The 23,637-nt window shown below is 65.3% G+C and carries 21 protein-coding genes and 2 pseudogenes; 6 read left to right on the top strand and 17 right to left on the bottom strand.

Annotated features, from left to right (window positions below; all coding sequences use genetic code 11):
- Positions 1-293 precede the first annotated feature (293 nt).
- The 5 genes from ALI144C_RS13895 to ALI144C_RS13875 all read right to left on the bottom strand — a co-directional run bounded on the left by ALI144C_RS13895 (position 294) and on the right by ALI144C_RS13875 (position 6,318).
- Entirely contained in the window at positions 294-2,381 is a 2,088-nt protein-coding gene (locus ALI144C_RS13895) for an acyltransferase family protein (RefSeq protein ID WP_083753006.1), read from the bottom strand.
- A gap of 135 nt (positions 2,382-2,516) precedes the next feature.
- Entirely contained in the window at positions 2,517-2,774 is a 258-nt protein-coding gene (locus tag ALI144C_RS13890; RefSeq protein ID WP_143230630.1) for a DUF3040 domain-containing protein, read from the bottom strand.
- A 533-nt stretch (positions 2,775-3,307) separates the two neighbouring features.
- Positions 3,308-4,369 carry an SPFH domain-containing protein gene (locus ALI144C_RS13885; RefSeq protein WP_076987488.1) on the bottom strand — a complete coding sequence of 354 codons (1,062 nt, stop codon included), beginning with the start codon at positions 4,367-4,369 and terminating at the stop codon, positions 3,308-3,310.
- Between the two features lie 3 nt (positions 4,370-4,372).
- A complete protein-coding gene (locus tag ALI144C_RS13880; RefSeq protein ID WP_076987487.1) occupies positions 4,373-4,801 on the bottom strand; it encodes an NfeD family protein in 429 nt (142 codons plus the stop codon).
- Between the two features lie 110 nt (positions 4,802-4,911).
- The gene (locus ALI144C_RS13875) at positions 4,912-6,318 is read right to left on the bottom strand and encodes a hypothetical protein (protein ID WP_076987486.1); all 1,407 of its coding nucleotides are present in this window, start codon (positions 6,316-6,318) and stop codon (positions 4,912-4,914) included.
- A gap of 107 nt (positions 6,319-6,425) precedes the next feature.
- Between ALI144C_RS13875 and ALI144C_RS13870 the strand changes: the two genes are divergently transcribed.
- Complete coding sequence (locus tag ALI144C_RS13870; RefSeq protein ID WP_237774128.1) at positions 6,426-7,580, top strand: PucR family transcriptional regulator; 1,155 nt, start codon at positions 6,426-6,428, stop codon at positions 7,578-7,580.
- Between the two features lie 193 nt (positions 7,581-7,773).
- Entirely contained in the window at positions 7,774-9,246 is a 1,473-nt protein-coding gene (locus ALI144C_RS13865) for a SulP family inorganic anion transporter (RefSeq protein ID WP_076987538.1), read from the top strand.
- A gap of 41 nt (positions 9,247-9,287) precedes the next feature.
- Here ALI144C_RS13865 and ALI144C_RS13860 read toward each other — a convergent pair whose 3' ends face one another.
- Together ALI144C_RS13860 and ALI144C_RS59010 are read right to left on the bottom strand one after the other, a co-directional pair.
- The gene (locus ALI144C_RS13860) at positions 9,288-9,662 is read right to left on the bottom strand and encodes a hypothetical protein (protein ID WP_076987485.1); all 375 of its coding nucleotides are present in this window, start codon (positions 9,660-9,662) and stop codon (positions 9,288-9,290) included.
- A 25-nt stretch (positions 9,663-9,687) separates the two neighbouring features.
- A pseudogene (locus ALI144C_RS59010) lies at positions 9,688-9,954 on the bottom strand (hypothetical protein); the annotation flags it as partial.
- Between the two features lie 1,081 nt (positions 9,955-11,035).
- Here ALI144C_RS59010 and ALI144C_RS13855 point away from each other — a divergent pair.
- Together ALI144C_RS13855 and ALI144C_RS13850 are read left to right on the top strand one after the other, a co-directional pair.
- On the top strand, positions 11,036-11,482 hold the full coding sequence (locus ALI144C_RS13855) for a MarR family winged helix-turn-helix transcriptional regulator (RefSeq protein ID WP_168211242.1): 447 nt from the start codon (positions 11,036-11,038) through the stop codon (positions 11,480-11,482).
- Positions 11,479-12,546: a flavin-containing monooxygenase gene (locus tag ALI144C_RS13850; RefSeq protein WP_076987483.1), complete on the top strand. Its 1,068-nt coding sequence runs from the start codon at positions 11,479-11,481 to the stop codon at positions 12,544-12,546. The genes ALI144C_RS13855 and ALI144C_RS13850 overlap by 4 nt, the downstream gene beginning before the upstream one ends.
- Positions 12,547-13,168: 622 nt before the next feature.
- On the opposite strand, the gene ALI144C_RS13845 is transcribed toward ALI144C_RS13850, so the two are convergent.
- The 3 genes from ALI144C_RS13845 to ALI144C_RS13835 are packed head-to-tail and all read right to left on the bottom strand — an operon-like array spanning position 13,169 to position 16,238.
- Complete coding sequence (locus ALI144C_RS13845) at positions 13,169-14,458, bottom strand: ArsB/NhaD family transporter (protein ID WP_076987482.1); 1,290 nt, start codon at positions 14,456-14,458, stop codon at positions 13,169-13,171.
- 13 nt (positions 14,459-14,471) lie between these two features.
- Positions 14,472-14,918 (bottom strand): CBS domain-containing protein, encoded by a 447-nt coding sequence (locus ALI144C_RS13840; RefSeq protein ID WP_076987481.1) that lies wholly within the window; start codon positions 14,916-14,918, stop codon positions 14,472-14,474.
- Between the two features lie 27 nt (positions 14,919-14,945).
- Complete coding sequence (locus ALI144C_RS13835; protein WP_237774127.1) at positions 14,946-16,238, bottom strand: cation:proton antiporter; 1,293 nt, start codon at positions 16,236-16,238, stop codon at positions 14,946-14,948.
- 666 nt (positions 16,239-16,904) lie between these two features.
- Between ALI144C_RS13835 and ALI144C_RS13825 the strand changes: the two genes are divergently transcribed.
- A complete protein-coding gene (locus ALI144C_RS13825; RefSeq protein ID WP_330359585.1) occupies positions 16,905-17,297 on the top strand; it encodes a potassium channel family protein in 393 nt (130 codons plus the stop codon).
- A gap of 246 nt (positions 17,298-17,543) precedes the next feature.
- Here the strand turns inward: ALI144C_RS13825 and ALI144C_RS13815 are convergent, their stop codons facing one another.
- The 5 genes from ALI144C_RS13815 to ALI144C_RS55410 all read right to left on the bottom strand — a co-directional run bounded on the left by ALI144C_RS13815 (position 17,544) and on the right by ALI144C_RS55410 (position 21,221).
- On the bottom strand, positions 17,544-17,807 hold the full coding sequence (locus tag ALI144C_RS13815; RefSeq protein WP_076987479.1) for a hypothetical protein: 264 nt from the start codon (positions 17,805-17,807) through the stop codon (positions 17,544-17,546).
- A gap of 117 nt (positions 17,808-17,924) precedes the next feature.
- A complete protein-coding gene (locus ALI144C_RS13810; RefSeq protein WP_076987536.1) occupies positions 17,925-18,794 on the bottom strand; it encodes an SAM-dependent methyltransferase in 870 nt (289 codons plus the stop codon).
- 311 nt (positions 18,795-19,105) lie between these two features.
- Positions 19,106-19,915 (bottom strand): alpha/beta fold hydrolase, encoded by an 810-nt coding sequence (locus ALI144C_RS13805; RefSeq protein ID WP_076987478.1) that lies wholly within the window; start codon positions 19,913-19,915, stop codon positions 19,106-19,108.
- 392 nt (positions 19,916-20,307) lie between these two features.
- Positions 20,308-20,952 carry a TetR family transcriptional regulator gene (locus ALI144C_RS13800; protein ID WP_083753004.1) on the bottom strand — a complete coding sequence of 215 codons (645 nt, stop codon included), beginning with the start codon at positions 20,950-20,952 and terminating at the stop codon, positions 20,308-20,310.
- A gap of 131 nt (positions 20,953-21,083) precedes the next feature.
- Positions 21,084-21,221, bottom strand: a complete 138-nt coding sequence (locus ALI144C_RS55410; protein WP_168211241.1) for a hypothetical protein — start codon at positions 21,219-21,221, stop codon at positions 21,084-21,086.
- Here ALI144C_RS55410 and ALI144C_RS57410 point away from each other — a divergent pair.
- A pseudogene (locus ALI144C_RS57410) lies at positions 21,205-22,036 on the top strand (IS256 family transposase); the annotation flags it as partial. The gene ALI144C_RS55410 and the pseudogene ALI144C_RS57410 sit on opposite strands and share 17 nt — an antisense overlap.
- Before the next feature lie 565 nt (positions 22,037-22,601).
- Here ALI144C_RS57410 and ALI144C_RS56655 read toward each other — a convergent pair.
- Positions 22,602-22,829 carry a hypothetical protein gene (locus ALI144C_RS56655; protein ID WP_202818938.1) on the bottom strand — a complete coding sequence of 76 codons (228 nt, stop codon included), beginning with the start codon at positions 22,827-22,829 and terminating at the stop codon, positions 22,602-22,604.
- A 444-nt stretch (positions 22,830-23,273) separates the two neighbouring features.
- Positions 23,274-23,600, bottom strand: a complete 327-nt coding sequence (locus tag ALI144C_RS13785) for a helix-turn-helix domain-containing protein (protein ID WP_237774126.1) — start codon at positions 23,598-23,600, stop codon at positions 23,274-23,276.
- Between the last annotated feature and the right edge of the window lie 37 nt (positions 23,601-23,637).

The raw sequence follows: 23,637 nt of genomic DNA, 5'->3' as shown, positions 1-23,637 counted from the left end.
ACACGGCTGAGGAGGATGTCCTGCGTGGAGCACATGTACCGGCAGCTGCTCCGTGGGCAGGCGCAGCTGAGACTGCACGTGCTTCACGCCCAGTGGGTGCACAGGTGTGCCGGACGCGGATTCACCGCCTCGGTGGGTCGAGGCAGGGCGAGCCATCACCGGCCGTGATCCGGTGCGGTGAGTCCACGGACTCACCGCACCGCCTGGTCACGGATGTTCGTCAGGACGGACAAGGAAACCGTAGCCAGAAGCCCTCACGTGCCCTGGCGGCCGGTAGGTCACGTGGTGCCTCGTCAGTTGTCTATGGCGGCTGAGGGAGGATGTATGGCGTCGAGCGCGTTGTCGATGGCCTGTTCCACCAAAGGTGACATGGTGGTCATGAACGCGGCTGTGATGTGATTGTCATCCATGTACACCCGGACGTTGCCGATGACGGGTGGACAGCGCTCGTCGGTGCAGAAGTAGTCGCTGAAGTCCAAGAAGGACACATTGGACGGCGGATCGGCGATCCTGGTGTAGGAAGGTTCGGCAGGGATGATCTCGGCGCGCAGGGCGTTGCATTGCGGTGCGTCCGTGCCGTAGGTGTTCGCGCATTCTGAGGGCGCGTAGCTGTAGCGTGGGCAGTCTCGCACCGCCAGCACGGGGATTCCGGCTTGCTGCAGGCTCCGCCACTGGTCGACGAATCCCACAGGGGTCTCCTCCGTCAACCCGACTCGGACGTTGCGGCTGGCCAGCGTGAACACCGCGTCCGGGCGCAGGGCGATGATCTCGGTGACGGCTGCGGCGTTCCATTCGACGCACGGCTTGTCGTGGGGCGTCGTCTCGGAATTGGTCGAGAACGGGCACGATCCTCGGGTCATGACGATGAGCTGCCAGTTGCGGCGTTCGGCGACAGGGAGCAGAGCGCCGACGTACTGTCCGATGTGCGAGTCACCCACGAGCACGAGACGGCGGGCCGGGGGATCGGGCGCTGTCGAGGAACAGATGCGTAGCTCGCCGCTGTGTGCTGATGTGGAGCAGGTGCTGGGTGTGAATGCAGCCCATTCGTTGGGTAGTGCGACCATGGGCGGTACGAGCGGAGGATCAGGTGAGCCCCAGTACTCGAAGCCTTCGCTCATGGCCATGGCACCTGGGTGGTCCGGATCGTCCACCGATGCCGCGTACGCGGTGGCTTTGTGGGCACTGACGAACTGCCAGGCGGTGACGGTTGCCAGGAGGGGGATCATCATGGCGACACCGAACCGGTAAGCGCCCCAGCGAGTTCGTTCGCCCATGTGTGAGCGTCGTAGTGGCTGCTCGACGAGGTGATAAGTGGCAGCGGACAGGACGAAGGAAAGGCCGATCACGCCGAGGCCGCCGACAACTTCGACTTCGGTGCGGCCGCGGATCACGAGGTAGAACACCAACACCGGCCAGTGCCACAGGTAGAGGCTGTAGCTGAGGTTGCCCACGTACTGCATGGGGCGTGAGCCGAGGAGTCGGTCGACGCCGTGCGGGCTACCTGTCTGGCCGGCGATCAGGACCAGCGCGCCTGTGACGATCGGCCACAGCGCCAGGTAGCCCGGAAAAAGGCTGCCGACCTGCAGCACGATGCCGCAGGACATCAGGCCGATCGTTCCGAGCCACCCCAGCACCACACGTGATCCGCGAGGCATCCGGATCGACGCGATCGCCAAGGCAAGCAGGCCGCCGAGCGCGAACTCCCATATCCGGGTCAACGAGTGAAAGTAGGCGACGGGCTGGTTCGCGTCCGTGAGCCGGATCGAGTACGCCAGCGACATCCCGAACACCACGAGCAGAACCACGAACAGGGTGGAACGGACAGCCCGGTTGATGAGGCGCGCGATCAGAACGACCATCCCTACCAACAGCGGCCACACGAGGTAGAACTGCCCTTGAATGGACAGTGACCAGAAGTGCTGCACCACGCTCGCCGCGTCGTTCTGTGCGTAGTAGTCGGTCGAGTCGATCGCCAGCTGCCAGTTCTCCAGGTAGAAGGCGGCGGCGGCGATCTCCCGGATCGTCTGGAACCAGCGGTTCGGCGGCAGGAACAGGATGCTGGCGACCGCGATGATGAGCAGCACAGTCAAGGCCGCTGGGAACAAACGCTTGATCAACTTGTCCCAGAACGGCCGGAACAGAACGGGACCGCGCTGGGCAGACCGAACCAACTGACCGGTCACGAGAAAACCGGAGATCAGGAAGAAGACATCTACACCACCGGACACCCGTCCCAGCCAGATGTGGTATACCACGACCAGGATGGCGGCCAGTGCGCGCAGTCCTTGCAACTCGGGGCGGTACCGGCGCTGGTCAGCCGACTTGTTCGCGCCGTTCGCATGTGGGGCGGTCGCTCTGAGCCTGACAACGCGAGACGACATTCAGGCTCCAGGTTCGGCAGCAACAGCTCGGACTTCCGTCCTATCGCCGACCAGACTTCCCGGCACACCAGCGGCAAGGGTAATCCATGCCCCTCGCACGTGGCAGGCTGGCTGACAGTGTCGGGCGTGTCCGGCTCAGCGCATCAGGTGGATACGCAGGTAACCACTGATCGCCAGACACGCGCCGCCGAACATCAGCAGAGGAGAAAACAGCAGCAACCCGAGCCAGGCTGCCAGCATGCCAACCAGCGCTGTTATCGCGGCGAGGCGGTAACCGTTCGCGGTCGGGGGCCGGGTCGGCGTCCGGCGCAACCGGGCGGCGAACTGTGGATCGTTCGCTTCCAGGGACTTCTCGATCAAATGCAGTTGGTGGCGTTCGTCTGGGGACAACATGGCCGCTCCCACCGCCGCGAGTGCTCGGCAGTTCGCCGTGTGCTGGTACACGCCCCGGGGAGAACCGAGGCGCGGCTCGAGCGCTCGACGTCAGCGACGTCCCATGAAGCCGTCGTTGTAGTGGGAGTCGTCGTCCTGCTCCGGGCGTGTCCGGCCTCGGCGTCGAGCATCGCTCCCGCAACGTCGGTGCGTTCCCGAGTTCGTCGGTGAGTTCAGCGAGGTCGAAGTTGAGGAAGTTCGCTGCCCGCATGGCTTCTCGGTAGGCGGCCATGATCTCGTTCATCAGCCGCGGTTCGCACCACCCTCGTGCAGGGAGCCGCGGTTGAAGCCGATCCGCTTGGGCCGTCCCGGCAGACGCTCGGTGCCCAGACGGATATCTGTCATCCTGCCGATCACAGGTGGGTCCATTGTGGACTACCCACGGCGGTGACGTCATGCCAGTGCCAGCGAGCACCCTGATCGAGACAGGTCGTTGTTGGCTGCTGGGGTCATAAGACAAGACAGGGCAGCGCATTTGCCGTTCACCGGCGGGGTCATGCTTGTTGCCTGTGGTTTGTGAGCGTGGACGGCAGTGGGCGAGCGCTGTCGGCCTCGGCGGCGTCGGCCACGGCTTCGGCGGCGGCTTTTGCGGCGCGGGCGGCGTCGTCGGCGGCTTGGTCGGCGGCTTGGTCGGCAAGGCTGTCGGGGGCCGTGGTGCCACGTGTGGCTGGTGAGGACGGCAGGGCTTCGGTGAACGCCTTGGATATGCCGGACAGTGCCGAGGTGACCTCGCTGGGGATGACGAAGAAGGTGTTGCCTTGTCCTTGAGCCAGTTGCGGCAGTGTCTGCAGGTATTGGTAGGCGAGGAGTTTTGGGTCGGGGTCGTTGCGGTGGACGGCTTGGAAGACCTGGTCGATGGCTCGCGCCTGGGCTTCGGCTTTCAGGATTTCGGCCGTCCGGTTGCCTTCGGCGCGCAGAACCGCGGCCTGCTTGTCGCCTTCGGCGGTGAGGATCTGGGACTGGCGTTGTCCTTCGGCGCTGAGGATGGCGGCGCGCTTGTCCCGCTCGGCGCGCATTTGCTTCTCCATGGCGTCTTTGATCGTCTTGGGCGGGTCGATCGCTTTGATCTCGACTCGGTTGACGCGGATGCCCCATTTTCCGGTGGCCTCGTCCAGGACTCCACGCAACTGGCTGTTGATGGTGTCGCGTGAGGTGAGCGTTTTCTCCAGGTCCATCGAGCCGACGACGTTGCGGAGTGTGGTGACGGTCAGTTGTTCGACGGCCTGCAGGTAGCTCGCGATCTCGTATGCGGCGGCGCGTGGATCGGTCACCTGGAAGTACAGGACGGTGTCGATCTCGACGACCAGGTTGTCCTCGGTGATCACGGGTTGAGGTTGGAAGGACACGACTTGTTCGCGCAGGTCGATCGCCGGATAGACCCGGTCGATGTACGGGATGACGAAGTTCAGACCTGGTTGCAGGGTCCGGTTGTAGCGGCCGAGCCGCTCCACGTTGCGGGCGCGTGCCTGCGGGACGATGCGGACAGCGCGCAACACGGTCATGATCGCCAGCAGTGCGAGGACGAGTCCTGCGATGAGCAACGCTGAGATTTCCATGGTTCACTCCCGTGGGTAGACAAGTGCCGTGCTGCCGCGGATCTCCATCACGACGGCCACCGTGCCCTTCGCGATGGTCAGCGTTTCGTCATAGGCACGCGCGGTCCACTCCTCGCCGCCGATCCGGACCCGGCCGTCGAACGCGGTCACTTCCTCCAGGACATAGGCGGGTTTGCCGACCAGAGCGTCCACTCCGAACCGTTCGAGCTGTGGCCGTTGCATGTGCCGCAGGGCGGCGGGCCGGATGAAGATCACGCCGGCGGTCGCCGCGGCGGTGAAGACGATCAGTTGGAAGGGCAGCGGCAGGATCGCGGCGGAGACGGCGGTGACCAGCGCGGCGGCACCCAGTACGCCGAGTGCCGCGGTGAGGGTGAAGATCTCGGCGACTGCCAGTACGACGGCGAAGATCAACCAGATGACCCATTCGTCCAAGGCGACACCTCCCTGTACTCATCCATGGTCATGCCGCCGAGTCGCCGGAACAAGGTCTCCACGTCACCACACCGGCAGCCGGTTTGTTGCCGGAGCCCGGCAACAACAAGTCACCGCGTCACATCGGCCAACGCCACTGCGCTGGCGATGGCCACGGTGTGTGTGGCCGGATCAGGAAAACGACCGAGGAACTGCCCGTCCCCGAGGCGTTCACCGAACAGCCCCATGGGGTTTGACTTGGTGGTGAGTGCTTCGTACAACGCCTCGGCTTCATCAAGGCGGTGCTGCCCCGACAGGTTCTCGACGAGCAGAAAGCCGTAGCGTAGAACCGCACCGCGCTCTTCTTGCCCTGGGTCGAACACCAACCCGGGCTCGCTACTGAGTTCCGCCGCGATGGCATGGGCGGTGGCTGCCATACGGGGATGTCCAGCGGGGAGCACCCGGTGCGACGGCAGGGCGAGGAGTCTGGGATCCAGCTCGCCGTTGGCGGGAAGCCGAGACGTGAGACTTTGTCGCGACTCGTCCCATGCTTCACACAGGATCCGGTCTCGCAGGGTGGCGGCTTTCGTCCGCCAGTCGCGTTGCCCGGAGACGCCGAGGTGACGGCTGAGCAGCGCCAGCCGATCCAGCGCGACCTGGTGCATGGCGGTGATGTAGGTGGAGCGCGATGGCGGAAGGCGGTGCGCGGCGTCGGTCAGCCGATCCCAGAGCGTGTCGTCGACAGCACCGCCGTTGCTGGCCCATTGGTGCGCGCAGTCGAGGAACTGGCCCGGCCATCGGTGTGAGGCGCCGACATCGACGATGTCGAGTGCACGGCGGAGGACTTGGTCTGCTTCGTCGACCAAGCCGACAGTTCGGAAAGCGGACGCGGCGAGCGCGGCGTCAACGGGCTTGAACCGGCCGATCCCCGTCAGTGCCAGGGCCGAGCGGTGCACTGTTGCAGCGTGTGGTCCTTGATAGGTGATCGCTTCGGTCCACCGTCGCCACGCGGTAGCCGTGTCGTCGAGCACGCGGCGCGGGGACATCGGTGAGGGGCTGTTGCCCCAATGCAGCAGGAACCACAGGTCTTCGTCGGCCTGAACGGACAGAGCGGGTCGCGGCGGCCGGTCGGTGACCAGGTGGAGCGTGGTCCCGATCGGCTGGATGGACAAGCACAGGGTGACGTGGCCTGACAGCACGCGGACGTAGCGCAGCAACTCGCCGCGGGGAGCGGGGACATCGCCGACGCGGTCTGCCGGGGGACGAGAGGTGAAGGCGTCGGTCACCTCCACCACACCCGAGGTGCTGTGCATCTCCGTGACCAGGACGTTGGTGTCAGGCAGGTAGTACTGCCTGCTGTCTCGTAGATCATCGACGGTGACGACGAACCTGTGGTGTTCGTCGAAGACAAGTCCGCGTTCCTCCTGCGAGACGAACATGCGGTTGATCGAGCCGTCTCGACCGACGAGGGCCCAACTGTGGCCGTCGCCGATGAATCCGTGGTCGGCGAGCGGCAGCTGTTGGGTCAGTGCGCGCACAGCGTCGATGGTCGTCGGGGTGGGACGCGGTCCTCTAGGTGTTGTTGCAGCTACGGTCGGGACCAGTTGGTTGCCGAACACCGGCAACGACGAGGAAAGGGCTCATCGTGACCGACCGTGTCGACGTCGCCGCCGTGCAGGCGCGTGCCGTGGAAGATGCCGGCGGTGTCTCGTCGGAGTTCCTCGCTGGATACATCGAGATGTTGGAGGCCGTGAGTGCGACAGGGAGGCGGCTTGCACGCGACGAACTGGAATCACGCCGCGCGCTGGGCGAGCGAGCAGCCGAACAGGGAGTTCCGTTGCGTTCGCTGGCCGATCTCTACCTCAGCACGAACTGGCTGGTCTGGCGGAACCTCCCGGCAGTCGCGAGGGCCCGCGACAAGGAAGCGGTCACGAGAATCGCCGAGGCGGTCCTGCGTGCCGCGGACGATGCAGTCGTGGCACTGGCCGACGGCTATGACGAGGCGCAGCGCTCGACACTACGTCGGGAGGAGACGGAGCGACGTGAATTCATCGACGACCTGTTCTACGGCCGCAGCGACTTGGGACGGCTGGCCGAACGAGCTGAGCGGTTCGGGTTGCGCCTCGCGGGTAGCTATGTCGTGGCCGCGGCCAAGGCGGACGAGCCCTTCACCGACGGCGACAGGGTGACTCGTCGTGTGGAATCCCTGCTACTACGGCAACTCGATGCCCGTGAAGTCCTGGTCACCACCAAACACGACCTGCTGCTGTGCATCCTGCCCGGGACAATGCCCGGTGCCCCGGCCGAATTCGCACGCCACCTCGAGATCGTCCTAGGCACGAGCCGGACTTGGCAGGTCGCCGTCGGCCGGGCACATCCCGGCCCAGGAGGGATCCTCCGCTCCTACGAGGAAGCCCGCAGCGCGCTGGAGCTGGCGTCCTCGCTGGGGCTGGAGACACGCGTCCTCAAAGCGACCGATCTGCTGGTGTTCCAGGTGCTGTTTCGGGACCGGGCAGCGATCATCGACCTGGTCGACACGGTCCTCGGACCACTGAACAGCGTCCGCGGCGGTGCGCAACCACTCCTGGCCACGCTCGCGGTGTACTTCGCCGAACGCGACAACGCGGCCGCGGCTGCGCGGCGATTGTTCTTGAGCGTTCGCGCCGTCACTTATCGGCTCGACCGGATCAAACAGCTGACTGGGCACGACCCGCGGGACCCCACGCAGCGCTTCGCCCTCGAGGCGGCGATTCTCGGTGCCCGCCTGCTGAACTGGCCTGAGCGACATCTGCAGTCCTGATGCGTGCGGTTGAGCTCGCGTCCAGCCCTCCGGCGTATCCGCTCGCCGCCCTACGGGAAGCCTTCCCGTCTCTTGAGAAAGCCTTTACTTTTTCTTTACGCTCCGTGATGATCTGAAGTACAGCGAAGTCATGGAGGCATCTCGGCTCCGGGTGAGTCGAGATGGCCTTGCCATGCACGGAGAACGGAGGCTGATGTTCCGGCGAGTCACCAGAGAGATCTTGTCCGGGCTGACGGTCGCCGTTGTGGCGTTGCCGCTCGCGATCGCCTTCGGCATCACCGCGACCGGTAGTTCCGAGGGAGCACTCGTCGGACTGTATGGCGCGATCTTCGCGGGATTCTTCGCGGCGGTATTTGGCGGTACGCCAGCCCAGGTGACCGGTCCTACAGGGCCCATCACCGTCGTCGCCACCGGAGTCATCGCAGCACACGGACTTGAGGGCGCGTTCATTGCCTTCGTCATGGCCGGCGCGTTCCAGATCCTGTTCGGAGTGTGCCGGCTCGGCTCGTTGATCCGCTTCATACCGCACCCCGTGGTATCGGGTTTCATGGGCGGGATCGCGTTGATCATCCTCCTGGGTGAAGTGGACCAGGTGCAGCGAAGCTTCTTACTGGTCGCGGTCACGATCGTGCTCATGCGCGTGTCCTCGCGGCTGATCAAATCGATACCGGCGAGCCTGATCGCCCTCGTGATCATCACCGCGGCTCTGCCCTTGATCGGCTCACTGCTGCACGACGTGCGCATCGGACCGGTCGCGCTCAACTCCGTGGTCGACTACATCGGACAGATCCCGGAAGCCATCCCCACGATCGCCATCCCGCAGTTCGACGGATCGCTGCTGCTCACCCTCGTCTTGCCCGCGCTCAGCATCGCGCTACTCGGCTCGATCGACTCGCTGCTGACCTCGGTCGTCATGGACAACATCACCGGCAACCGGCACCGCAGCAACAAGGAACTCATCGGCCAGGGACTCGGCAACATCGCCAGCGGGCTGTTCGGTGGCATGGCCAGCGCCGGGGCGACCGTCAGGTCCGTGGTCAACGTCAGAAGTGGTGGCCGCACCGCGTTGTCGGCCGCCACACACAGCGTCATCCTCCTCGCGCTGGTGGCAGGCCTCGGTGCCGTCGTGCAGTACATTCCCCTCGCGGTACTGTCGGGAATCCTGATCCTGACCGCGATCGGCATGTTCGACTGGGAAAGCCTGCGCAAGGTCCGCGTCTCGCCCAAGGGCGACGTCGTCGTGATGTTCGCGACGATGATCATCACAGTACTTGTCGACCTGACAGTAGCGGTCGGTGTCGGCGTTGTGTTGGCGCTCATCGTGCACCTTGTGCAGTCGCGGCGAGGCAAAGCATCGGTTGTCCAGGACGACACCGGCACCTACCGCATCGCGGGGCCGCTGTCGTTCCTGTCCGCGGACCACGTCTTCACCACGCTCCGAGACGACGAGCCGAAGCTGTCACTGAATCTGGCGAACGTCACCTACATGGACATGTCCGGTGCGAAGGCGTTACTGACCTTCGTGGACCACTCGCACAAGTCCGGTGTCGAGATCGACATCGGCGAGATGCCACCGCATGTCGAGGGCAAATTGACCGCCCTCGCCAGTGAAGAACAACTCGACAAACTGCGAAACATCGCGGCAATCAGCGATCCACCTCGATGACGTCCGGATGTTGAAGTGCGTGCCGAAGCCGGGCTGGGGTACTAGCGGCGGTCAGGCCGTCGGCCACGAACCGTACGGGCCGCGGCAAGCACAGGACCGCGAGTGAACACCAGCACCAGACGTCTGCCGTGGCCGCCGACGAGGACATCGCCGGTGCGAAATTCCGGGGAAATGTGGTGATTGACCGGCCGGGTCGTGACCACGGTCATCGCATGGTCCGGGCTGGTGGGAAAGCGGATGTGATGGACCCGCTTGCCGTCTGCCTCGACCTGGCCCCGTGACCAACCATGGCGACGGACATCTCGAGCGCGTCGGTTCCACCTGACAAGGCCGATCACTCCCGGGGGCAGCAGTATCACCGACAGGACAAACCCGATCGCGGTCAGGATGTTGGGCAGGAACGGGTCGTTGGACACGCCCCTGAGCGGCGATCCGGTCCGGGTCGTCGCGGTCGTAGAACACCGTGATGGGATCACCCACCTCCAGCACCGGACTGCTGTTGTCAAGGTTCATGGAACGGGTTCTCTCCACGCCCGCGACGCTGAAGCGCACGTCGATGTAGCCCGCCGAGCCGCGTAAACCCGACCCGCCGCCGACCACGACGCCTAGCGTGGCCTCACCGGTCGCGAGCAACTCGTCGAACCTGTCCACCAGCAGGTTCGCGCCCACAACGAACCCAGTGAACAGCACGAAGCCGATCAGGAACATCACTCGGGCGCGACGGCGCAGGCGCCGCACCGCCAGTGTCGCCACCGAGTCGGGAACGAAGTACTCGCCCGACTGCAACAGGTCGTCCTGGCCTCGTACGGTTACCGCAAGCAACCGCAGGCGCCGCACATCCTCGATCCCGGCTTCGCGCATGTCCACCCCCACCTCGTCTGGCCAACGCAGATTCTGTCCCACTGCTGTGGCAACCCCGCAACACGTGTCGCCGCCTCATCGCCTGGAGGGCCAACAAGTGTTCGTACTGGCTCTGGTCGAGACTGTAAAAGAGTGGCCCTCTCCCACTTTGGTGATGTGGAGGTGACAGCAAGATCGTTGGTACGTGAGGTGGGTTTGCCGCTGCGGTGGTGTTCTCAGGATTGGCGCCGCTGGTGGTCGAGCGTGTCGATAACCTGGGCGAAGGGATTCTGGTGCGGGGCACATACGTCTGACGATCCGGGCGGAGGTCCCGACTGCGGGCTTGGATCGGTGTAGTTGCGCAACCATCCCAGTCGACGCCTGGTCCGGTGGGTATGGCAGGCCAGTCAGCGTCGTGGGATGTCGTCGGTTGGTGGAGACGCACGCTCGGCGACGGATGCTCAAGCGCTGACAGTGAGGTCGGCAAGGACCACGGCGTGGTCGGAGTAAAAGTTTCCTTGTCCGTGCTGCCACAGCCGCTGGTCGATCACTCGCACATCGGTCATCTGCACCGGTCCACGGGTGAAGATCATGTCGTTCCGATTGGAGTGATGAGCTGTTCGGTGGGCAGCGACCAGGCATGCCCGTCCTCCTTGCCAGGGTTGGGATGGATGGCACAGTCGGAGCCTGCGGGCGACCTCGGTGTCGGCTTCGGCGGGACGCGAGCTAGGGCACAGCCCAGACCCCCACCGGACCTGGGCTCATCCGGCCGCCACCTATTGACCCTCAACTGGAAAGCACGCCGGATTAAGCCACGCGCCCCCTCTGCCATGTCGTGGCCGTCGCAACAGATCACCCTCACGCGGCCTATCCCCAGATCATTCTGCCGACCCAAATATAGTGAAGCTACTTCACTATGTACTCTGTGCACGAGCTGGGGGAGGGGACCATGGACGGCAAACCGATCGACGCCTTCGACAAGGCATTCGAGCTGGCCGCGCGCTTGTCCGAGGCGATGCGCCAGGCGCTGACCGAACGTGGGCTGACCGAACGCCGTGCCGAGGTGATCTACCTGCTGGCCCGCGCCGGCGCGCTGGTGCAACGTGATCTGGCAGAGGCATTGGGATGCAGTCCCCGGCACGTCACGGGACTGATTGACACCTTGCAGCAGGACGGGCTTGTGAAACGCACGCCGCATCCCGCCGACCGCCGCGCGGTCCATGTCGTGCTGACCGAGCCGGGCGCAGAGACCGCCCGCTGGATGACCCGTCACCGCCACGACTCCGCCCGCACCATCCTCGGCGATCTGCCCGCAACCGATCTGGCCGCATTCACGCGCGTAGCCGACCGGATCCTGGGCCATGTCACCCAGGCGAAACGGGAGAACAGGTCATGACCATGCTGGATGTGGCCGTGATCGGCGGCGGACAAGCGGGCCTGGCCCTCGGCTACCACCTGAAAGCCCGCGACCTCACCTTCGAGATCCTCGACGCGGGAACGAGCATCGGGCACGTATGGCGCAGTCGATGGGACTCGCTACGGCTGTTCACCCCAGCCCAATACGCCAGTTTGCCCGGCCTGTCCTTTCCCGCCGCACCCGACACCTATCCCACCAAGGACCAGGTAGCCGACTACCTCCAGACCTACGTGGACACTGTCAGCCTTCCGATCCGGCTCAACACGCGCGTTACGGCACTGCGACGAGATTCCGAGCACGACGGCTACCTGCTCAGCACCATCGGCGCGACCATCGCGGCGCACAACGTGGTGGTAGCCACCGGGCCGTTCCAAACGCCATTCATCCCACCGGTCTCGACCGGACTGGCCGACGAGGTGACGCAACTGCACAGCTCGGCCTACCGCAATCCCGACCAGTTGCCGCCCGGTCCGGTGCTGGTCGTCGGCGGCGGCAACTCCGGATTCCAGATCGCTGCCGAACTGGCCGCCGCCAGGCCGGTCGACCTCGCGATCGGCACCCGCAACGTCACCGTCCCGCAACGCATTCTCGGCCGGGACATCTTCTGGTGGCAGACCATCACCGGCCTAATCGGCGCTCCCGCCAGCTCCCGCCGCGGTCAGTGGATGCGCCGCGGCGAAGGTACCGTCATCGGACTGTCCACGCGCGACCTGCGCCGAGCGGGTGTCACGCTGCGGCCACGGCTGGTCCGCACCCACGACGACCACGCCGTGTTCGCCGACAACACCACCCTGCCGGTGCCCACCGTCATCTGGGCAACCGGCTTTCACCGCGACCACAGCTGGATCAACATCCCCGAAGCCATCGACGACCGCGGCAGCTTCCTCCACAGCCGTGGGATCAGCCCCGTTGCTGGGCTTTACACGCTTGGTCAGCCCTGGCAACGCACCGCAGGTTCCGCGCTACTCGGATTTGTCCAGCACGACGCCGCTCACCTCGCCGACCACATCACCGCGTATCGCTCCACCCAATCCGGAAACTAGCCTCGGACGATCACACGCTGCCGCGTCCAGACCTACAGTCCGGACGACACGTCAGCGGCATTATGACCCGAGCAGAACAAACGGACTGGATAGTGCCAGTCGACGATTTCACGCATTCGTGCCGTATGGCATTGGTTGGCAGCGACGACTTCTTCGACCGTGCGCCACGGCGACAGTCGGCACAAATGCCAGCTGCGTTTTCGTCGACGAGGTAACCGACCCAGAGTTGGTGTAGATCAGCACGTCACCAATGTGTGCGAAAGTCGGCACCACCAGTTCCCGGGTCTGGGGCGGCATCATTGTGACTGCCGGTCAGACTTCCCGACACACCGTTGTTGAACACCGAGTTCCTGAGCGTCATCGCCACCAGACCGGGTTGGTCTTGACAGATATCTCTCCGTGTCCGCCGACCGCCGAGCAGGGCCGACACGCCCAGCGGCGGCGGTGGCGCGCGGCCACACGAGCGCTGCGTGATTCAGTGTCGTCGTTTCTCGAGGAGGCGCAGCGTCAGTGCGACCATGAGAAAGGCGGTGATCAGGATGAGCGGGTAGACGATGTTAGGCATGACAGTGGCCGTTTCCGTGTCGGGCGTCGATGACCGTCACCGAATGATAGCGCTTTGTCACGACCAGACGAAGTAGCGCAACCAGAGGTACGGCGCGGCGATCACGATCGTTATCGCGGTGACGACGATGCCCTTCTTGGTGAAGTCCCAGAAGCTGATCGGCGATCCCGCTCGGGCAGCGATACCGAGGACCACGACGTTGGCGCTGGCGCCGACCGCCGTCGCGTTGCCACCCAGGTCCGCTCCGAGCGCGAGCGACCACCACAGGGCTTGGGACTGGGCTGGGTCGGCTATGCCCGCCGCGAGTTGCTGCACCAGTGGGCTCATGGTGGCGACGTAGGGAATGTTGTCCACCAGGCCGGACAGCACCGCGGAGACGCCCAGGATGAGCAACACGGCCAGCAGGGCGTCGCCGCCGGTGGCGTCGGTGGCCAGGGTGGCGAGGTGGCCGATCACGCCGGTCTTGACCAGTGCGCCGACCATGATGAACAGGCCGCCGAAGAACAGCAGGGTCTCCCATTCCACGCTGGGCATGTAGTCCTTGGGACGCAGGCCGGACACCAGTACGAGCAGACCGGCGCCGAGCAGCGCGACCACGGACGGTTCGACGTGGAAAACCGAATGGCCCACGAAGCCGACGAAGACGGCCAGCAGGACAAGACCGCATTTGATCAGCAACCGTGAGTCGCGGATCGCCTCGCGCTCGTTGAGTGCCATCACGTCGGCGACGCGATCCGGGTCCACGGCGAACGAGCCGCGGAACAACAACGGCAGTATCACGGTGAACACGATCAGTTCCACGACGATGATCGGCGCCATGTGGACCAGGAAGTCGTTGAACGACAGCCCCGCCCGGCTGGCGATGATGATGTTGGGCGGGTCGCCGATCAAGGTCGCCGCGCCGCCGATGTTGGACGACAGCACCTCGGCGATCAGGAACGGCACCGGGTTCACTCCGAGCCGTTCGCACACCAGCAGCGTGACCGGAGCGATCAACAGGACCGTCGTGACGTTGTCCAAGAGAGCGGACGCGACCGCCGTGATCAGAACCAGCAGGATCATCACACGCAACGGCGAGCCGCCCGCGCGTTTGGCCGCCCAGATCGCGACGTATTCGAACACGCCGGTTTTCCGCAGGACACCGACAATGATCATCATGCCGAGCAGCAGGAAGATGACGTCCCAGTCGATGCCGGTCTCGTGGGAGTAGAAGGCGTCTTCCGACCCGACCACGCCGATCGCCAGCAGCACGGCGGCGCCGCCGAGCGCTGCCATCAGGCGATGGACCTTCTCGGTCGCGATGAGGATGTAGGCCACCACGAACACGGTGACCGCGACGGCGATCACCGGGCACCGGTCACTACGGCAGCGGCAGGGCGTGCTCCAGCAGCCGCGACGCGGTGATCACACCGATGAGCTGGTCGTTCTCGACCACGGCGACCAGGGGGCAGCGCATCCGCGCCATGATCGCGGCGACCTCGATGATCGTGTCGTCCGCCTCCGCGACAGCCAGTTCCGGCCGGTCCCTTGGCAGCAGTTCGCGCACGATGTGGCCGGACAGTTTCTCGGCGACCTTGTCGGCGAACCGTTCGTCGATCACGGCAGCCAGTGCCGGATCGTCCTGTACATAGGTCGGGACCAGGAACCGCACCACCTGAGAGGCACCCAGCACAGAATGCGGCCTGCCGTGCTCGTCGGTCACGACCAGGCCGGGCATCCGGTGTTCGCCCAGCAACCTGGCCGCCTCCAGCGCGTCCGCATCCAGGCTGGTGGCTGGATAGTCCTCGGCCATGGCTCGCGCTCGCATATCCGTAGCGTACGGCCGCCTGGAGGTTCATGCAGGTTCCCTATCATCGTTTTTACGTGCGCCGGTCGGCAAATTGTCCGGTGGTTCGACCCGCAGCGCCTTCGCAACGGGGACGTCGGTGGACGAGTGCAGCACGATCGACAACGCGATCGTGACGGCGACGAGGTCGAAGACGTGTTCGCCTGCTGGGATACCTGCCTGCAGGGCGAGCAGGCCGTAGACCACGGAGGCGAAACCCTTGGGACCGAACCATGCCGCCGCGCTGCGTTCTCGCTTGGGTAGCGGTGTGCGCAGCAGGGACAGCAGCATGGTGGCCGGGCGGATGAGCAGGATGGCCAGCACCGCGACGGCCCAGTCACCGAGACTGAGGTGGGAGATGCGCTCGGGGGTGATCAGCGCGCCGAACACCAGCAGCGCGCCGAACTTCGTGAGTTCCGACAGCAGATCACCGAGCGGTTCGAAGTGGTGGGCCGCGGTCCGGTCCAGTGTGGCCAATGTGGACCCCGCGATGAACGCGGCGAGGTAGGGGTTGGCGTGGGTGAGGTGGCAGGTGGCGAACAGGGCGATGGCGATGGCCAAGGGCCCGAGCGCTTGCAGGCGGGGTTCTGCGGTGAGGATCTTCAGTCGCCACGCCAGTGCGACGAGTGCCGGGATGGCGATGCCGAAGGCCAGACCGAGGGCGAGTTCGACGCCGACCTTGCCCAGATCTGACTCCTGTCCTTTCGCCGTGGCCAGGAAGATCAGCACGAACGGCAGGGCCAGGCCGTCGTTGAGGCCGGATTCCACGTTGAGCAGCCGGCGTAGCCGCAACGGCACGTCGTCGCGGCCGACGATGGCCGAGGCGAAAACCGGGTCGGTGGGGGAGAGGATCGCGCCGAGCAGCAGCGCGGTGGGCCAGTCCAATCCAGCCAGAAAATGCGCTGGTAACGCGATTCCTGCCATGGTGAGCGGCATCGCCAGGCCCAGCGCGCGGCCCGACAGACGCCAGCCTTCACGCAACGCGGGCAAACTGGCTCGTTGACCGTCAGTGAACAGAACCGTGAACAGTGCGATATCGGCGAGCCCGGTCACCAGCGGGCCGGTCGGCGCGATATCGACAAGGCCGAACCCGCCCTGACCGATCAGCGCCCCGGCGGCGAGGAACATCAACGCGGTCGACAGCACCGTTCTGGCGGCCAAGCCGGACAGTGAAACGCTGATCAACAACACCAGGCCGAACGCGAGCACCAACGCCACGCCGAAGCCTCCCCCGTCGTTGAACCACGCTCCCCAGTGGAGCGTGGTGCCGACCAGACTTCCCGGCGCGCCGCGCGTAAACATGCCGCAAATGCGGTTCCGGAGCAAGTCCAGCCAGTTAGGACGGTGCTCACGCCTTGCCTCGGGCGCCCTCGTCGCTTCAGGTTTCAGCAGGTCGATCGGGGATGGCTCCTCGGTAGGCCGCCCGGCAGTGTAAAAATGGCGGAAACAACGACCCGGCGGAAACCGGACAGATGGGGTTGACCGCACACTGACCGCTGGTGCTCGCCACATGGCGTGATGCTTCGTACCCGGAAAGGTTGTGTCGACGGTTGGGGTGGTTACGTTCGGGTTGGCGACGGCTGTTCGTGCATGTCCAGCATCCGACCCGGGTGGTGGTGTTCGGGTTCGGCACCGCCCTGGCCGTCGGGGCCGTTCTGCTGTCCTTGCCGATCGCGGCCGAGTCAGGCGACGCCACCCCGTTCGTGAGCGCGTTGTTTACCGCGGGCTCGGCAGTATGCGTGACAGGTCTCGTCGTGGTGGACACCGCTGCCCATTGGTCCACGTTCGGCGAGTTGGTGATCCTGGGCCTGATCCAGCTCGGCGGGTTCGGCGTGATGACGCTGGCTTCGCTGTTCGGCTTGCTGATCAGTGGCAGGCTGCGGCTGCGTACCCGGTTGCTGGCTCAGGTCGAAACCAAGAGCATCGGCCCCGGCGCGGCGCGCCGAAGCGAGCATCCTCACCACGTCGTTGCTGATCGACCTCGAGGTCGAGGACATCTGGGCCAAGGCCACCAGCCGCGAGCACGGCAAAATACTGCGCCGGATCGGTGCGCACCATGTCGTGCTGCCCGAGTTCGACATGGGCGAGCGAGTCGCGCACCTGGTCACCGGACGGATGCTGGACTACATCGAGTTCGAGGACGACTTCGCCATCGTCAAGACCGCCGCGCCCTCGTGGGCGTTCGGGAAACCCTTGGGGGAGTCAGGGATCCGCTCGAAATACGGTGTGACCGTGGTGTGTGTGAAACGCCGTGGTCACGACTTCACCTACGCCACCGCGGAAACCATGATCATGCCGGGCGACACCCTCATCGTCGCAGGGCCTGCCGGCAAAGCGGAACAGTTCGCCGACATGACCTAATCCGCCACCCTCATCGCTGGTGCGACCGCTGCTCAGCCCTGTGGGCGGACACGAACATTCCGAGACAAGCGATGACCACCGCTGCTCCGAGCCAATCCGACCAATGCCCAGAGACCTGGTCGTCCAGCCACACCACAACCCATCCAAGCACCGCCATGACACGCAGATATCGGCGCTGGGGAATGAGCGCCAACGAGACCATGACCAGCATGGCGACAACCAGAACCGGCGCGCCCAGCAGCTGGCTCACCGCTCGGACCGCGCAGCCTGCTGGGACCGAACGACATGGATGACCAGCTGAGCCCGAGCCGTGTCCTGCGCGGCGAGCCGTATCGACGCCACGCGGGCGTTCTCGCCTCCGGCGAGCTCGACCACGCTGCCGACCGGCAGCACGACCGCGCCTTGAAGTCGGATCAGGACCTCATCACGAACGGGGTCTTTGACCAGCGTGGTGACCTCGACCGGATCCTCGGTGGAGGACCCTGCCTGCGTTGGGACGTGCTGTGCCACATTGTCTCCCGGTCGAGCTGACGGATCACCTCATCGCCGACCAGACTTCCCGGCACACCGGGAGCAACACTAGCGTGCGGCCAACGCCTGTCAGTGCCGGCACGGTGAACGGGTAGGTCAGGCCCGCACAGCGTGGACAGCGCGTTCGATCGCACTCACCGGCAACGCCCGGTGACTGGGGGCGACGTATCTGTCGGTGTACTCCTGGTGACCCATCTGTTCGAGCTCAGTCCACCCGTAGAACTGGACGAAGTCGGCGACGTGCTCGGGCAGCAAGCCGAACCGCCACAGACGGCGTTTCACCACGAACTCCCGATGGGCGGACTCGGCGCCGTAGAACGCGGTTCCTTCCAGAAAATCCTGGCGAATGTAGGTGAAGACCACCTCACTGCCGCGGGCAGTCGATCCCAGGAATTCCAGGACATCCCTGACACTGACCTCGGTCAGGTATTGAGTCACTGCCTCCCAGACGAAGAACGTGCGCCACGTGCGCTGGTAACCGTGCTCGGCCAGTACCTCGCCGAGAGCCTGGGTCTCGAAGTCGATCGGCACAAGCCGGACGGATTCGGGTGGTGCGCCGCCGTAGATCGTAGTCAACCGTGCTCGCTTGCGCTCGATGTTGCGTGGCAGGTCCACTTCGTACACCGGTGTTCGCGGTGGGATCGGCAGCCGGTGGGCGCGGGTGTCGAATCCCGCACCGAGGATGACCACGGCGTCGATCCCGGCGTCGCACGCCGTGAGCAGTTTCTCGTCAATGTAGCGCTTGCGGCATAACATGCTCGCCCACAGGCCGGGGATCTTGTTCTCCGTCGCGGTGAAGACCAACCGTCGGATCGGTGACCACGAGCCGAGGGTGACGGCGAGACGGCCAACACCCGAGACCATCTTGCGCGCCAAGCCGTCGTGCACAAGCGGCGAATCTTCGTGCTGGTCGAGTGCGACGATCACAATCGGACCGACAGCGGTCTGGGCAGCCGCAGCGCTCATGGCGTTCTCTTTCCAGGACGGCAGACAGTACAACGCCGACCAGGCTTCCCGGCTCACCTTCGCCGATCGTACCGTGAGCGCCGTCGAGACAGCCAGGCCGCCGTCCACCCCGCTCGACCCGAGAAGGATCCGCGAGCTCCAACTGGACGACGTCGACCTCGGTGGCCGGCGCCTCCTCCTTGGCTGGGCACGCGCGACCGCTGGACGAGCTCACCGACCACGCTGGGGTGGAGCATGGATGTTCATATCGACGCGGAGCCCATGCCGGGGCCGGTGATCAGGGCCGCCCCGGCGTGGTGTCTGGCCGCACCTTACTGTGGTGGTTTGCGTCGTACCTTGTCGCCAAGCTTGGCGATGATCTCGGCCACCCGGGACGGTGCGAAGGTGTTCGCCGCGTGGCCCTGGCGGCGCAGCCGCACGCGTTCGGTGTTCGGTATGGCGTTTTCCAGCGCATCCAGTCGTTCACCGAGGTGGTCTGGGCTGCGTTCGCCGCCGAGCAGGACGACGGGCACGTCGATGCGCGCGTACGCCTCCAGCCGCAGGCCCACCTTGTCGATGGCCGCGCAGTCGTCGAGCTGATGCGGGGCGAGCCGGCCCAGCCGAGGCATCAGAGCGACGAAGGTCCCCGACATCGACGCGACCCATGCCGGAGTGCGCACTATGTCGCGCAGGAAGATCGCCAGCGCCTTGCCCTGGTGTCCGGCAGTCATAGCCGCCTGTGCCCGTGCCAACGCCTGTCCACCGAGCGGCGGTCCGATGACGCAGGGCGGTTCGTACAGCACGGCACCGGCGAACGCCTCGGGCAACGCCACCAGCGCCTCCAACGCCAGCACTCCGCCGGAGGAGTGCCCGACGATCAACATTGGCTCGTCGATCAGCTTCACCAGGGCACGGACATGTTCGACTTCCTCGGCCATCGTGCACATTCCGCGGGTCTTGAGGTCCAGCCGGTACTGCCGTCGGTGCAGCCGCAGCACCCTGAACCGCGACCTGAGCCGGGCAGCGACCCTCATCCACGACGCGCCCTCGTCCATGCCGCCGTGCAGGAGCAGGATCACCGGACCCTGCCCTTCGTCGTAGGCACGCACGCTGCTGCCGTCAGACGCTGTCGTCGTGATCATCGTGGGACCTTTCGATAGGCTGTTCACGGCTGATGTGCGCCTTCGGGATGCCGAACGGGATCATCGGGCTCGGGAATGAACTGGACAGCACCCAGCCGCATTGCAGCCCGGTCTTGCGCAGTTCTGCCTTCGCGCGCCATCAGCCGGACCGCGGTGAGCTTGCCCGCAGTCCTCGGTGGTTGGTTTCGATCGTTTTCGGAGCCCCGGGCCGTTCATGTCGTTCTGGTTGTCGGACAGCGGCGCGCGAACGGCACGCCGTACGGCTCAGCCAGGGACGTCGATCCCTCCGGAGCACCCGGCACGGCGTCGTGTCCGGCTTCCTGCAGGGCATGGGCGAGCACGACGTACGGCTGAACGTCGACGTGGATGCCGTGAGCGAAGATAAGGAGCTGTCACGATTCGCGCTCCTTCCTGACCGCGTCCCACGCGTCGAGCGCGCGTTCGTCGGTGAAGATGCCGTGGGTGAACATCTCGATCGCCACCCGGGAGAAGCGCAGAGTCACGTCGATGTCGTGCAGATCCTCGACACCGAGCACACGCGCGACGTGTTCGTCGAACGCGAGCGGCGCCAACAGATGGGTCACATAGACCACCGCACGCGTGCGTGGCTGCTCGGTGCGACGGACCCGCCCTTCTCGTTCACCGTCGGCGAGCCACGCGGCCGTGAGATCGACGATCTCGTCGAACAGCGCCGCGGCCTCGGGCGAGCCATCGAGGAACGCGCGGGCCAGGTAACGGCGCACCGGCGCGGCCGCGTCAAGCATCCGGGAAAGCCCGCGGGCGTTGCCCGCTGCCGCATCCGACAGTTCGTCGGTGTTGTCAATGCCGTCGCCGCGCATCGTCGCCACAACGTACGCGTCGCACTCCCGGCGAAGCGCCTCCTTCGACCCAAAGTGATGCACCACCAGCGCGGGCGAGACGCCGGCATCGGCCGCGATCGCCCGGATCGTCACCCGGTTCACACCGTCGCGTCCGAACCTCTCCAGCGCCGCGTCCCGGATCCGGGTCCGAGCACTCGAGTCATCGGGAATCGCCACGACCCTGAGGCTAAACAAATGTTCAGCCCGCCGCAACCGTTGTCACACCGCTGAGCCTCAGCACGCTCCAGGCCCCACCGCCACAGTTGGCGTAGCATCGCCCTCCTCGGGGAACGGTTTTCACGACCTGGTCAGGAAACCGGCTTGAGCAGGTGGTCGGTCATCGCGGTGGTGTCCCGTTGTGCTTGGGGAACCTCGATGCCGTACCTAGCGGCGTAGTCCTTGGCGGCATCATCAGTGGCGACGCGTACCGCCGTGGCGGTGATCACCAATCTGACCGAGCGGTGGAAGGCCGAACAACGCACGTTCGCCGTACGTGGTCTGTCCGGTGTGGACTATGTGTACCTGTCGGGGAGGGGATACACCTCAACATCCGCTTGGAGGAACACAAATTCTGCCTGCTGGTGATGATCGGTGCCCGTGCCGACGGTCGCAAGGAGCTCGTCGCTCTGGCCGACGGGTATCGCGAATCGACCGAGTCGTGGGCGGATCTGCTGCGCGACTGCGCCTGGCGCGGGTTGACCGCCCCGGTGCTGGTGATCGGCGACGGCGCACTGGGATTTTTGGGGCGCCTTTACGCGAGGTCTTCCCCACCACCCGCGAGCAGCGCTGCTGGTTCTACAAGAGCGGCAAGGTGCTGTCGGCCATGCCGACGTCCGCGCATCCCAGGGTGAAGAAGACGTTTGCGGAGATCTGGAACGCCGAGGACCGCCGGCACGCCCTGGACGCTGTGACGGCGGTCCAGGCCGCGTACGGCGCGAAGTTCCCCCAGGCGGTCGTGAAGATCACCGACGACCTCGACGAGTTGCTGGCGTTCTACGACTATCCGGCCGAGCACTGGATTCACTTGCGCACGACCAATCCGATCGAGGCCAACTCGCCACCGTGCGCTACCGCACGAAGAACACCAAAGGGTCAGGCTCGCGCGCCGCCGGGTTGGCGATGGCGTTCAAGCTGATCGAGTCAGGCCCGCTGGCGCGCGGTCATCGCACCGCAGCTCGTCGCACTGGTACGCCGAGACAGTCCCGGTAGTAGCCGAGTTGCAGACTGTAGCGGTCTGGAGCCTTTCGGTATCAGCAAATAAGAATCCGGGTGGAAGGCCGGGCAGGAACTGGCCATCGTGAGCCGAGGCTATCTCGAGCGGTTCCGGCAGGTAGTCGTCGACGAGCAGCTCGTCCATGTTCTGCATGGACCCGGACTTCACTGTGGAGAGCATTGGTCGAATCGGCTGCGGTTGTGGCAGCTGTCGTGGCGACTGCCGGGCTGGTTGTCGCAGGAACTCCCGCCGCCACCGCCGCTCTGGCCGTAGCCTTTGTCGTAACGGATTTTCATCGTTTCCACCCGTCGGGAAGCACTTTCATGGTGCTGTCCCGCTGGGACGAGGCTGTCGCGTCCGGAGCCACGGTGTTGACCTTGCCGCCGTGAACACCAACAGCAGCAGCGCGTGCTCGTTGTTGCTCTGGTTCCGGGTGTTGTGAGATGTCTGTCTCCTCGGATCTGCTCCGAACGGCCGCTGTCCGGGTAGTGGTTGGTGTGCCACGCTTCGGTCCGTTTGTTTGGTTCGCGTGAGGCGGGGCGTGCAAGTTCACCCTGAAGGGGGTTGTTGGATGACGGGCCACAGAGTGGTCCGGCCATTTGGCCTGCGTATGTTACGCGTCATAGGCCAGCGCGAGCATCACCCGGTTGCGGATCGGCTCGGTCTTCGCTATGTCCAGAATGCTCATCCATTGCGCTTCAGAAGGGATCCACGGCAGCTTGGTCAACCGAGGAACCAAGCCACGCTGCCGGCGACCGGGCGTGAAGCGGCCCCGCCCGACCGGATTGGACTCGCAAAGCCCTTCCTCCATCAGAAAGTCGTAGAACAGCCGCACCGGCACGATCCGCTGCTGGATCGTGGCATTCGGCCAACCCTGATCCCGAGTCGAGCGCCACGACATTGCCGCCCCGCCGGCTGGGCCGCTCCGTCAACTCCCGCACAAAACGAGCGACGTCGGCCCGGCCAGCGGCCAGCGGGTCGACGCCGTCCCGCTCGCACATCTCCAGGTACTCAGCCAACCGCCGCGCATAAGCGTCGATTGTCCGCGGCGCACGCCCCAGATCGGTCCACACCTGCAACCAACTGCGCGCTCGTTCGTGCCGCGCGAACACCGGCCACTTCTCCGTCAGCACCACCGTGCCGCTCAAGCCATCTCCTCAGTTCCGTGGTTAGCACCGAGGAGACAGGATCATCTCCACGGCCAGATTCCACGTAACTTTTAAGATGCTCAAACGGCAGATGTTCGGCCGTGCCAAACCCGACCTGCTCCGCAAACGCGTCCTGCTCACCGACTGACCCAGGCAAGCCCGATCACGGAAACCGTGCCAGAACCAGTCTTCACGAACCGCCGACAGCGGGGACGGCCTCCCGCCCACTGAGGGTCCAGACTGGCCAGGCCGATCTCGTTGAACCGGTGGAGCACCTCCCGGACAGTGTCCTCATCAGCCTGCACCAACTGGGCGATCACCGGCACACGGTTGCCACCGGCCGAGGCCAGGATCATCATCGCCCGCCGGTACCGCACCGAACTGGTACTGCCCCGACGCACGATCTGCTGCAACCGCTGCCCTTCCTGATCAGACAGCCTGCGCACTCTCACCGGATCGGCCACCAGCAGCACCTCCACGCACCCAGATCAACGACATCAC

Source organism: Actinosynnema sp. ALI-1.44, assembly GCF_001984155.1.
GTDB lineage: Bacteria > Actinomycetota > Actinomycetes > Mycobacteriales > Pseudonocardiaceae > Kibdelosporangium.
The sequence above is the reverse complement of the archived record's forward strand: the minus strand, read 5'-3'. Positions and strand labels throughout refer to the sequence as shown.